Below are 10,438 nucleotides of genomic sequence, written 5' to 3'. Positions count from 1 at the left end.
GCTGGTCTTGATCAGAATTCGGATTCCTTGCAGATCATCTTCCGGGAAGGCACGCCCGCCCGGGATCCACAGGTTCTGATCATTGCTCACGCGGGTATTCGCGGACGAGGAGTTGCAGCGCCTGCGGGAGTTCCCGGAGATCAGTCGTGAGGAGTTGTTCCGGTACTTCACGCTGACCCCGGCGGATCTGGCGTTCGTTGCTCCGCAGGGCAGGGGCCCTGCGGTCCGTCTGGGCCTGGCGGTGGCGTTGTGCACCTTGCCGTGGCTGGGGTTCGTGCCGGACAAGGTGTCGTCGGCGCCGCCGGTGGCGGTGGCCCGGTTGGCGGATCAGCTGAATGTCGATGCGGTGCAGCTTCGTTCGTATGGCAAGCGGGCGCAGACGCGGACCGAGCATGTGCGGCTGGTGGCCCAGTATCTGGGGTGGCGGCCTGCCGGGTCGATGGAGTTGAAGGAGCTGGATGAGTTCCTTCTGGCGCGGGCGATGGAGCACGATTCGCCGACGCTGTTGTTCCGGCTGGCGTGTGAGTACCTGATCTCGGCGCGGGTGATCCGGCCGGGCCCGGACACGGTGGTCCGCCGGGTCGCGCATGCTCGCACGCAGGCGCAGCGGGAGACCTATGACCGGTTGGCGCGCGAGTTCACGCCGCAGCGGTGTAAGGAACTGGATGCGTTGCTGGTCGCCGACCCGTCTATCGGGATGTCGCGGTTGCGGTGGTTGTCGACCGGCCCGGTGGAGGCGTCGGCGACCGCGGTGAAGGCCGAGGTCGAGAAGCTGGTGTTCCTGCGCAACCTGGGCGCGGATGAGCTGGATATGTCGGTGCTGCCGGCGGAGCGGCGGCGGTTCCTGGCGACTGTGGGCCGACGCTTGACGGGCCAAGCCTTGGAACGCCGGGATCCGCAACGCCGCTACCCGATCCTGCTCACGGTGTTGGCTCAGTCGGCCACCGATGTGCTCGACGAGGTGGTGCAGCTGTTCGATCAGGCGATCTCGGCCAGGTTGAGCAAAGCCGAACGCCGGATGCGCGACGAGCTCGCCGAGCGCGGTAAGGCCGGAGAGGATCGGCAGGGGTTGCTCGACGACTTGCTGGCCATCATCACCGACACGCAGATCCCTGACGAGGAGATCGGCGGCCTGATCCGGGGCGATCGGATCGGATGGGAGCGGTTGCGGGCCGCGGTCGCGCAGGCCAAACCTCGGCTGCCGCGCGATCACGGGCACCTGGCCGCTCTGGACAGCTCGTACTCCTATCTGCGGCAGTTCACCCCGCAGGTGCTGTCGACAGTCCGGTTCGCCGGCGGCACCGCGGCGATCGAGCTGCTGATCGGGGTGCACATGCTGCGGGAGCTGAATGCGACCGGTACCCGCAAGGTGCCCGACGACGCGCCGACGGGGTTCGTGCCGACGAAGTGGCGCGGCTACCTCGACGAGGCCCGCAAAGCCGGCAACACCACCGCCTATCGGCACTACTGGGAGCTGTGCGTGCTGCTGGGGCTGCGGGACGGGTTGCGCAGCGGCGACGTGTTCGTGCCGGGGTCGCGCCGCTACGCCGACCCGGCCGCTTACCTGCTGACCCCGCAGGCGTGGGAGCCGCAGCGTGACGAGTTCTGCCGCCTGGTCGGCAAGTCCGCTGATCCGGCCCGCGCCCTGGCGACCGCCACCGACGAGCTGCACGACGCTATGAGCGAGTTGGAGAAGGTGCTCGCCGACGGCGACGGCCCGGTCCGTCTCGATGAGGCCGGTGACCTGGTGGTCTCGCCGCTGTCGGCAGAAGACGTTCCGGCCGAAGCGGTGGCGTTGAAGCAGGAGTTGACGGAGATGCTGCCGTTCGCGCCGATCGTGTCGCTGTTGATCGAGCTGGACAAACGCACCGGCTACCTGGACTGCTTCACCCACGCCGGCGGTAAGCAGTCCCGCACCCCGGAGTTGAAGCGCAACCTCATCGCGGTGCTGCTGGCCTACTCCACCAACCTGGGTCTCACCCGTATGGCGGAGGCCTCCGGCATCTCCTACGACATCCTGGCCTGGACTTCGGAGTGGTATGTGCGGGAGGAGACGCTGCGGGCGGCGAACCTGACGATCATCGACTACCACCAACGCCTGCCGCTGACCCCGATCTTCGGGGCCGGCACCCTGTCCTCCAGTGATGGGCAGCGGTTCCCGACCCGTGGCAAATCGGTCACTGCCAGAGCGTTGAGCCGCTATTTCGCGAACGAAGGACTGAGCACGTATACCCATGTCACCGATCAGCACGCCACCTACGGCACGAAGGTCATCGTCGCGACGAGACGTGAAGCTCACTACGTGCTGGACGAAATCCTCGGCAATGCAACGGATCTGCCGATCACCGAGCATGCGACCGACACGCACGGCGTCACCCTGGTGAACTTCGGGCTGTTCGACCTGCTCGGGTTGCAGCTCTCGCCCCGCATCCGGGACCTGGGCCGGATCACCCTGTACCGGGCGGCGCCGCGAGCCCAGGTCGAGTCCGCGTTCCCGCACGCGGGCCCGCTTTTGACCCGGCGGTGCAATCTCGATCTGATCGCCGAGCACTACGACGACCTGCTCCGGCTGGCCGGGTCGCTGAAGTTCGGGCACGCCACCGCGTCGCTGCTGGTCGGCAAGCTGTCGGCGTCGGGCCGGCAGAACGCCCTCGCGGCGGCGCTCAAGGAGTACGGGGCGCTGCGGCGCACGATCTACGCCGCCCGGTATCTGTCCGACCCGGGCTATCGACGCAAGATCTCCCGCCAGCTCAACAAGGGCGAATCCCTGCACGCGCTCCGCCGCGACCTGCTCTACGCGCATGAAGGAACCGTGCGCGCGAGGCACCTGGAGGGACAGACCGAACAGGCATGGTGCCTCACGTTGGCGACCAACGCCGTCATCGCCTGGACCACGGAGTATTACGGTCTGGCGACCGAACAGATGCGGCGGGCCGGGCGGCGCATCGATGACGAGGTGCTGGCGCACATTTCTCCGGCGCACAGCGAGAACATCAACTTCTTCGGCGCCATCGAGGTCGACATCGACGCCGAACTGGCCCAGCTCGGCCCCACCGGGTACCGGCCGCTGCGGGTCCGCGACACCCTCTTCTGACCGCCGGCTACCACCTTCCGGGAGAGGGTGCTGGGGCGTAGCTGGGCACATCGGTGGCCTGGGTTGGGTCAGCGACAGCGTGGTGGTTCGGTGGCGGTGAGGACGCGGTCGCTGATCGGGCGCAGCTGGGCGTAGGCGTCGGCGACGGGCAGCACGAGCCCGGTGGGGTGCCGGCTCTGCCAGTCGGCGGCCGCCACGGCGGTGGCGAAGTAGCGGCCGGGGTTGCAGGTGGTGGCGCGGACCCGGGTCGGGTCGAGTTCGTCGGGGCCGGGTACAGAGATGACCGCGGTGGCCGGGTCGAGGCCGCTGACCCCGGAGGCCGGGTCAACGGACAGTCGGATGGTGGTTCCGGTTGCGGCGCAGGTGGATTCGACGGTGGCGGGGCGACCGATGATGGCGGGGAACAGCAGGGTGTCGGCGGCGCACCAGGTGTAGAGCTGGTGGCCGTCGACGGTGAACCGGTGCGGGGTGGGATTGAGGGTCAGGCCCCAGCCGAGGATGCGGTGCCGGTCGTCGTATTCGATGTCCGCGGCGGCGGGCGCGTTCTCGACGTCGGCGACGCTGGCGCCGGCGGCGGTAGCGAGCTGTTCGATGGTGATCGGTTCACCGGCCGCGAGCAGCCGCATCGCGGTGCCCATCAGGTTCGTTCCCGTATTGGCGGTGGAGTCGAACAGTGTGTCGACGATGGTGGTGGCGAACGGGTTGGTCGTCATCGCTGGTGTCCCCTCGGAGCGTGTAGTCACGGGTGTGGGATCGAGTGTCGGGCTTGCCACCGCAGGGAAGGTCAAGCGCCGCAGCCGCATGTCCTCGGATCCGGCACCCACGGCGGGGCGGCGGCTCGGTCGTGGCTGGTCGCCCGGGTCAACGCGTCGTGGTGGTGGTGTTCGAACTCGTCGATGCGGCGGCGCTGCTCGTCGAGGTCGCGGATGCGGTCCTCGATCCGGGTCCGGGAGCGGGCCAGTAGTTCGGCCAGCTGCGGTCCGACCGGCCGGGCGCTGTCGTCGCAGGTGGCGGCGAGCTGACGGATTTCGGCCTCCGTGAGGCCGAGGCCGCGCAGGGTGGCGATGACCTCGACGCACCACAGCGCGTGTTCGTCGAAGAGCCGGTATCCGGCCCGGCTGCGGCCGAGGCTGTAGATCAGGCCCAGGTCGTGGTGGCGGCGTAGTACTTTCGCCGGCACTCCGGTGCGGCGGGCCAGGTCTCCGATGGTCATCACCGGTGTGTTCATGACGGCTCGATCCGGTCCTCAGCCCGCGCAGCAGGACAGCTTGGCGACATCGGCGGTGAAGGTTTGGGCGGTGAGTTTCAGCGCTTCGGCCATGGTCAGATACGGCGCCCAGGTGCGGGCGAGCTGGTCGACGGTCATGCCCGCGGTGATCGCGTACCCGGCGGCGGTGATCAGATCCCCGGCACCCTCGGCGACGGCGTGCACGCCTAGCACCCGCCCGGTCCCGGCCTCGGCGACGAGTTTGACCACACCACGGGTGTCCCGGTTGACCAGGGCACGCGGCACGTTCGCACCGGTGAGCAGCCGCGACTCGGTCCGTAATCCGGCTGCGGCGGCTTGGCTGTCGGTGTGGCCGACCGCGGCGATGGCCGGGCTGGTGAATGTCACCCGCGGCAGCGCCGTGTAGTCCAGGGTGCGGCCGGCGTGCCCGAGGGCGTTGCCGGCGGCGAGTGTGCCCTGCGCCGCCGCGACGTACACGAATTGGGGGCCGCCGGCCACGTCGCCCGCGGCCCAGATCCGCGGGTTGCTGCTGCGCTGGTGGGCGTCGACGACGACGGCGCCGCGGTCGTCGGTGCGTACCCCGACCGCCGCCAGATTCAATCCGGGGGTGTCGGGGCGGCGGCCGGTGGCGATGAGCAGCTGGGCGGCCCGCAGTTCGGTGGTGGCCCCGTCGGCGGTGCGGACGGTGACGAGTTTCTCGCCGCCCTCGGCCAGTGCCTTGTCGAGGGTGGCGCCGGTGAGCACGGTGATGGCTTCGTCGGCGAACACCTGCGCGATGGCCCGGGAGATCTCGGGTTCCTCGAACGGCGCCAGCCGATCCAGGGCCTCGATCACCGTGACCCGGGTGCCGAGCCGGGCGAACAACTGTGCCTGTTCGAGACCGATGGCGTTGCCGCCCACCACGATCAGCGACCCCGGCAGGACGTCGAGCTCCATCGCGGTGGTCGAGGTCAGATACCCCGCCTCGGCGAGCCCGTCGGTCGGCGGCGCCCACGGCGCGGCGCCGGTCGCGATCAGGTACTGATCGGCGTCGATCACCCGCGGGCCATCGGCCCCCTGCTCGACCCGCAGCACCGGTGCGTCGGTGGTACCGGTGAAGACGGCGGTTCCCGAGACGATCTCCCAGCCGTAGTCGGCGGCCAGGTCGAGGTACTTCTCGCCGCGAAGCCGGTCGACCAGCGCGTTCTTGCCCGCGATCAGCTCGGCGAAGTCCACCGGTGCCCCGGTCGCCGCCAGCCCCGGGAACCGGTCGGCGCTCGCCGCGGTGTGCCGGGCCTCCGCGGCGGCCAGCAGCGCCTTCGACGGCACGCAGCCCACGTTCACGCAGGTGCCGCCGATCGCGGCGCGCTCGACCATCACCACCCGTTTGCCGAGGTTGACCGCGGCGATGGCGGCGGCGAACGCCGCCGAACCGGAACCGATGATCGCCAGATCGGCGCGCGGGGATGTCGTGGTCACGGCGGGTTCTCCTTGCTGGGGGACTCCGGTCACGGAACAGGTTGCTATTCGCGTTGACGAATATCTCCGGACATCATACTATGCGCTTATCCGAATAGTTCAACTTTCTTCTTGTGGAGGCGATCCCCTTGCCCCGGTCCACGACCGCCGCCGTCACCGCGCCCGGTGGCGAGACGGCCTGCACGCACCTGGATGCGACGGCGAAGTTCTTTCGCGCGCTGTCGGATCCGACGCGGTTGAAGCTGCTGGAGTTCATCTTGGCCGCCGAGCGCACCTCCGCGGAGTGTGTCGAGCATGCCGGGATCTCCCAGCCGCGGGTGTCGGTGCACCTGTCCTGCCTGGCCGACTGCGGTTATGTGACCGCGCGCCGTGACGGCAAGAAGCTGCGCTACTCCGTCGGCGACCCACGCGTCGCGGACCTGGTGATGCTGGCCCGCTCCCTCGCCGCCGACAACGCCGCCGCGCTGACCTGCTGCACCCGCATCGACACCGCTCGTGTGAACGGAGCAGGACATTGATGAACGTACGCAACAACTCCACGGGGATCGGCGGCCCGCTCGCGGTGGTGGGTGCCGCCGTGGCCATGATCGTGTGCTGCGCCGGACCGGCCTTGATCGCGGCCGGTGCGCTCACCGCCCTCGGCGGTGCGCTGCGCAGTTGGGGACCGATCGTGGCCGCCGCGGTGATGGTCCTCGCCGCCGTCGGCTACACCGCGCGCCGTCGTAAGCCGCCGCAGCGAGGGACAGTCCGCGGACTGCTGGGCACCCGCCGATCGCATCAGCCCAACGCGTCGACCGATCGGAGTTCCCAGCCGTGACCACGCCGATCACCCGACGCACGGTGAGCGCGGCGCTCGCCGCCCTGGCGGTCACGGTGCTGGCTGCCTGCGGCACCGACACCGCCTCGCCCCGCGCCGCCACCGACCCCGTCACGGTCACCGCGCTGTCCGGGGCGCCGGTGACCGTGCCCAGCGGCAAGCCGACGGCGATGTTCTTCTTTTCGGTCGGCTGCGGTGAATGCGTGGGCGGCGCGAAGTCGCTGTCGCAGGCTGCGCGACAACTCGGTGACACCGCCGCTTTCGTCCTGGTCGACATGGATCCGGCCGAACCTGCCCAGGTCGTCACCGACTTCCAGCAGCAAACCGGGACCGACACCGTGCCCGCGGTCATCGACACCGATGCGACCCTGACCAAGCGGTACTCCGTGGCCGCCCTGTCGACCCTGCTCGTCGTCGACCCCGGCGGTGCGGTCGCCTACCGGGCCGCCGACCCGTCCGCCGATCAGATCACCGCCGCGCTGGCGAAGGCCGGGGACCGGTGAACGGGCTGCTGGCCTTGGCGTTCACCGCGGGCATGCTCGCCCCGGTCAATCCGTGCGGTTTCGCGCTGCTGCCGGCCTGGATCACCCACACCCTCGGCGACACCGCCACCGAACCGCTCGGGGTACGCACGGCGCGGGCGCTGCGAACCGGCGTCGCTTTTACCCTCGGGTTCGCGGGCACCCTGGCCGTGGCGGGGCTGGCCATCAGCGCCGGTGCCCGCGCGCTGATCAGCGCCGCGCCGTGGCTCGGTCTGGTCGTCGGTGTCGCCCTGGTATTGCTCGGTGTCGTCATGTTCACCGGCCGCGTGCTCGGTCTGCGACTGCCCACCCGAGCGCTGCGCCCGGCCACCGGGCCGGGCGGCACAACCGGGATCGTCCTCGCCGGGATCGGCTACGCCGCGGCGTCGCTGTCGTGCACGTTCGGGGTGCTGCTGGCCGTCATCGCCCAGGCCCAGGCCACCGCGGGCTGGGGTGCGCTGCTCGCGGTGTTCGTCGCCTACACCCTCGGCGCCGCGACGATCCTGCTGCTGGTCAGCCTCGCCGCCGCGGCCGCCGGTACCGCGCTCACCCACCATCTCGCCGCCCTCGCCCGGCACGGCACCCGCATCACCGCGACCGTGCTCATCCTCACCGGCGCCTACCTGGCCTGGTACTGGCTGCCCGCCGTCACCGGCGACACCACCGGCACCAACGGATTCGCGGCCCTGTCCACCACCGCCAGCACCTGGCTGCAGAACCACACACCACTGATGGCGACGATCGCGGCACTGACCGTGCTCACCGCCGCCGTCACCGTCCTCGCTCACCGCATGATCCGGCGCCGCGTTACCGATGCCGCACCCGTCGACTGCTGCACCCCGACGACCGTCATCGAGGAAGGGCGCCCGCAATGACCGAACGCTACGACACCCTCGTGCTCGGCGGCGGAATGTCCGGGCTGCCACTGGCGCTGCGCGCCGCCCGCCACGGCCGGGTCGCCTTCGTCGAGAAGGAACTGCTCGGCGGGACCTGCCTGAACCGGGGCTGCATCCCCACCAAGACGATGATCGCCTCCGCCGCCGTCGCCCATCAGGCCCGCCGCGCCGCCGAGTTCGGCGTCCGCGTCGGCGGTCCGGTCACCGTCGACCTGGCCGCCGTGGTGGAGCGTAAGAACACCCTCGTCGATTCCATCCGGGCCGGATCGTATCGGGCCGTCGAAAAATCCGCCGACCTCGACTTCTACCACGCCGCAGGACAATTCACCGGTAACCGGCGCCTCACCGTCGACGGCACCACCCTGACCGCGGACCGGATCATCCTCGCGACCGGCACCCGCACCACCCTCCCGGCCATCGACGGCTTGGATGCCGTGCCCTACTACACCTCCCGCACGCTGCTCGACCTCACCGAACTACCCGCCCACCTGCTCGTCGTCGGCGGCGGCTACGTCGGCTGCGAATTCGCGCAGATGTTCCGGCGATTCGGCGCCGAGGTCACCATCGTCCAGCGCGCCGACCGGCTGCTGCCCGGGGAAGACCCCGACATCAGCGCCGCCGTCGCCGACGGCATGACTGCCGACGGCATCACTGTCGCGACCGCCACCACCTGTACTCACGCCGCCGGGACGGCCGGCAACATCCGGATCGGCTGCACCGGCACCGAGACCGCCGAGATCACCGGCAGCCACCTGCTGCTCGCCACCGGGCGCACCCCCAACACCGACGCCCTGGGCCTGGAACACCTCGACCTGCAACCCGACCCGCACGGCTTCCTCACCGTCGGCGACACCCTGAACACCTCCGCCGACAACGTGTGGGCGATCGGCGACCTGCGGGGCGGGCCGATGTTCACCCACACCGCCCGCGACGACGCCGACATCGTCTACCGCACCGTCTACCGCGACCAGGACCGCACCACCACCGGACGTGTCGTGCCGCACGCGGTGTTCACCGACCCCGAAGTCGGAGCCGTCGGCCTGACCGAACCCGCCGCCCGCGCAGCCGGCTACGACGTGATCATCGGCCGCCAGAACTTCACCGGCGTTGCCAAAGCACGCGCCATCGGCAACACCCGCGGCCTGGTCAAATTCGTCGCCGACGCCGCCACCGACCGGATCCTCGGCTGCCACATCGCCGGACCCGACGGCGGCGACCTCGTCCACGAAGCCGTCATCGCCATGACCTGCGGCGCCACCTACGGCCAACTCGCCGCCGCCATCCACATCCACCCCACCCTCGCCGAAGCCGTCAACGCCGCCGCCGGCGGCGTCCACCGACCCGCCGCCGACTGATCCCACAGATAACACCCTGTTATCTGTGGCACCATGAAACCCGGCCTGCGACGACTCCGCTCCGGCGGTGCGCGAAGCGGCCCTGTTATCTGTGGCAAGCAGGCCAGGGAGGTCACAATGTTGTCGTCCGGGATCACCGTCCGCGCCGCCGGCGACGGCTTCCTCGACTCGATCCGCTCCCCGAACACCCGCCGCTCCTACGCCATCGCCGTCGATAAGACCACCGCCAGGCTCGGCGAGGCCCGGCCGCTGGCCAATGTCGCCGACGACGAGATCGGCGAAACCCTGGAAACTTTGTGGGGCGAGGCGGCGGTCAACACCTGGAACGCCCGCCGCGCCGCGGTCGCGTCTTGGCTGGCGTGGTGCCGCGAGCACGGACACCTCGCCCCGGCGGTCCCCGCGTGGGTGAAACGCTCCACCCCGCCGGACTCGGCCACCCCGGTGCGCTCGCGCACCGCGATCGACCGGCTCATCACCCGCCGCGACATCGACCTGCGGGATAAGACGCTGTGGCGGATGCTCTACGAAACATGCGCCCGCACCGAGGAACTGCTCCAGGTCAACATCGAAGACCTCGACCTGGCCGGGCGGTGCTGCCCGGTGAAGTCCAAGGGCGCCAAGCCCCGCACCCGCCGCCGCGGCGCCGCCCATCACGAGTACGCGCACGAGCTCGTGTACTGGGACGCGGGTACCGCCCGGCTCCTGCCACGCCTCACCAAGGGCCGCACCCGCGGACCGCTGTTCGTCACCCACCGCCGACCCGGACCCCGCAAAGCCGTCGCCGACCGCGACATCTGCCCCGACACCGGCCTGGCCAGGTTGTCCTACGGCCAGGCCCGCGCCCTGCTCGATGCCGCCACCGCCACCAACGGACCCGGCACCGGCTGGGACCTGCACGAACTCCGGCATTCTGGCCTGACGCATCTCGGCGAGGCCGGAGCCAGCCTGCTCGAGCTAATGGCCAAGTCCCGCCACCGCAAACCCGACAACCTGCGCCGCTACTTCAAACCCTCACCGGCGGCCATGCGCGGCATCACCAGCCTCCTCGGTCCCGACCGCGGCCACCGAT

At 70.2% G+C, this 10,438-nt stretch carries 10 protein-coding genes; 7 read left to right on the top strand and 3 right to left on the bottom strand.

Features of this window, described 5'->3' with window-relative positions:
• Nucleotides 1-82: 82 nt before the first annotated feature.
• Nucleotides 83-3,094, top strand: coding sequence for a Tn3 family transposase (locus MSZK_RS31850; RefSeq protein ID WP_099252471.1), 3,012 nt, complete (start codon nucleotides 83-85; stop codon nucleotides 3,092-3,094).
• 68 nt (nucleotides 3,095-3,162) lie between these two features.
• Here the strand turns inward: MSZK_RS31850 and merB are convergent, their stop codons facing one another.
• From merB to merA, 3 genes are all read right to left on the bottom strand, one after another.
• Entirely contained in the window at nucleotides 3,163-3,807 is a 645-nt protein-coding gene (merB, locus tag MSZK_RS31845) for an organomercurial lyase MerB (protein ID WP_010596911.1), read from the bottom strand.
• Nucleotides 3,808-3,878: 71 nt separating this feature from the next.
• Complete coding sequence (locus MSZK_RS31840; RefSeq protein ID WP_010596912.1) at nucleotides 3,879-4,322, bottom strand: MerR family transcriptional regulator; 444 nt, start codon at nucleotides 4,320-4,322, stop codon at nucleotides 3,879-3,881.
• Between the two features lie 18 nt (nucleotides 4,323-4,340).
• On the bottom strand, nucleotides 4,341-5,780 hold the full coding sequence (gene merA / locus MSZK_RS31835; protein WP_010596913.1) for a mercury(II) reductase: 1,440 nt from the start codon (nucleotides 5,778-5,780) through the stop codon (nucleotides 4,341-4,343).
• A gap of 128 nt (nucleotides 5,781-5,908) precedes the next feature.
• Between merA and MSZK_RS31830 the strand changes: the two genes are divergently transcribed.
• The 6 genes from MSZK_RS31830 to MSZK_RS31805 form a co-directional block, all read left to right on the top strand.
• Entirely contained in the window at nucleotides 5,909-6,298 is a 390-nt protein-coding gene (locus MSZK_RS31830) for a helix-turn-helix transcriptional regulator (RefSeq protein WP_026138108.1), read from the top strand.
• A complete protein-coding gene (locus MSZK_RS31825) occupies nucleotides 6,298-6,597 on the top strand; it encodes a hypothetical protein (protein WP_010596915.1) in 300 nt (99 codons plus the stop codon). The genes MSZK_RS31830 and MSZK_RS31825 overlap by 1 nt, the downstream gene beginning before the upstream one ends.
• Entirely contained in the window at nucleotides 6,594-7,100 is a 507-nt protein-coding gene (locus tag MSZK_RS31820) for a TlpA disulfide reductase family protein (RefSeq protein ID WP_010596916.1), read from the top strand. The genes MSZK_RS31825 and MSZK_RS31820 overlap by 4 nt, the downstream gene beginning before the upstream one ends.
• Nucleotides 7,097-7,993 carry a cytochrome c biogenesis CcdA family protein gene (locus MSZK_RS31815; protein ID WP_010596917.1) on the top strand — a complete coding sequence of 299 codons (897 nt, stop codon included), beginning with the start codon at nucleotides 7,097-7,099 and terminating at the stop codon, nucleotides 7,991-7,993. The genes MSZK_RS31820 and MSZK_RS31815 overlap by 4 nt, the downstream gene beginning before the upstream one ends.
• Nucleotides 7,990-9,369 (top strand): NAD(P)/FAD-dependent oxidoreductase, encoded by a 1,380-nt coding sequence (locus MSZK_RS31810; protein ID WP_010596918.1) that lies wholly within the window; start codon nucleotides 7,990-7,992, stop codon nucleotides 9,367-9,369. The genes MSZK_RS31815 and MSZK_RS31810 overlap by 4 nt, the downstream gene beginning before the upstream one ends.
• 117 nt (nucleotides 9,370-9,486) lie before the next feature.
• Nucleotides 9,487-10,438 (top strand): site-specific integrase (locus tag MSZK_RS31805; RefSeq protein ID WP_017682183.1); only part of this gene is annotated, 952 nt, incomplete at its 3' end.

This window comes from Mycobacterium sp. shizuoka-1, assembly GCF_002723835.1.
Lineage (GTDB): Bacteria > Actinomycetota > Actinomycetes > Mycobacteriales > Mycobacteriaceae > Mycobacterium.
Note: the sequence above shows the minus strand (reverse complement) of the source record. Positions and strands in the feature narration are given on the sequence as shown.

Excerpts from the sequence above, each read along its gene's own strand:
- merB (WP_010596911.1), bottom strand. The coding sequence starts at position 3,807 with ATGACGACCAACCCGTTCGCCACCACCATCGTCGACACACTGTTCGAC.
- MSZK_RS31810 (WP_010596918.1), top strand. The coding sequence starts at position 7,990 with ATGACCGAACGCTACGACACCCTCGTGCTCGGCGGCGGAATGTCCGGG.
- MSZK_RS31825 (WP_010596915.1), top strand. The coding sequence starts at position 6,298 with ATGAACGTACGCAACAACTCCACGGGGATCGGCGGCCCGCTCGCGGTG.
- MSZK_RS31840 (WP_010596912.1), bottom strand. The coding sequence starts at position 4,322 with ATGAACACACCGGTGATGACCATCGGAGACCTGGCCCGCCGCACCGGA.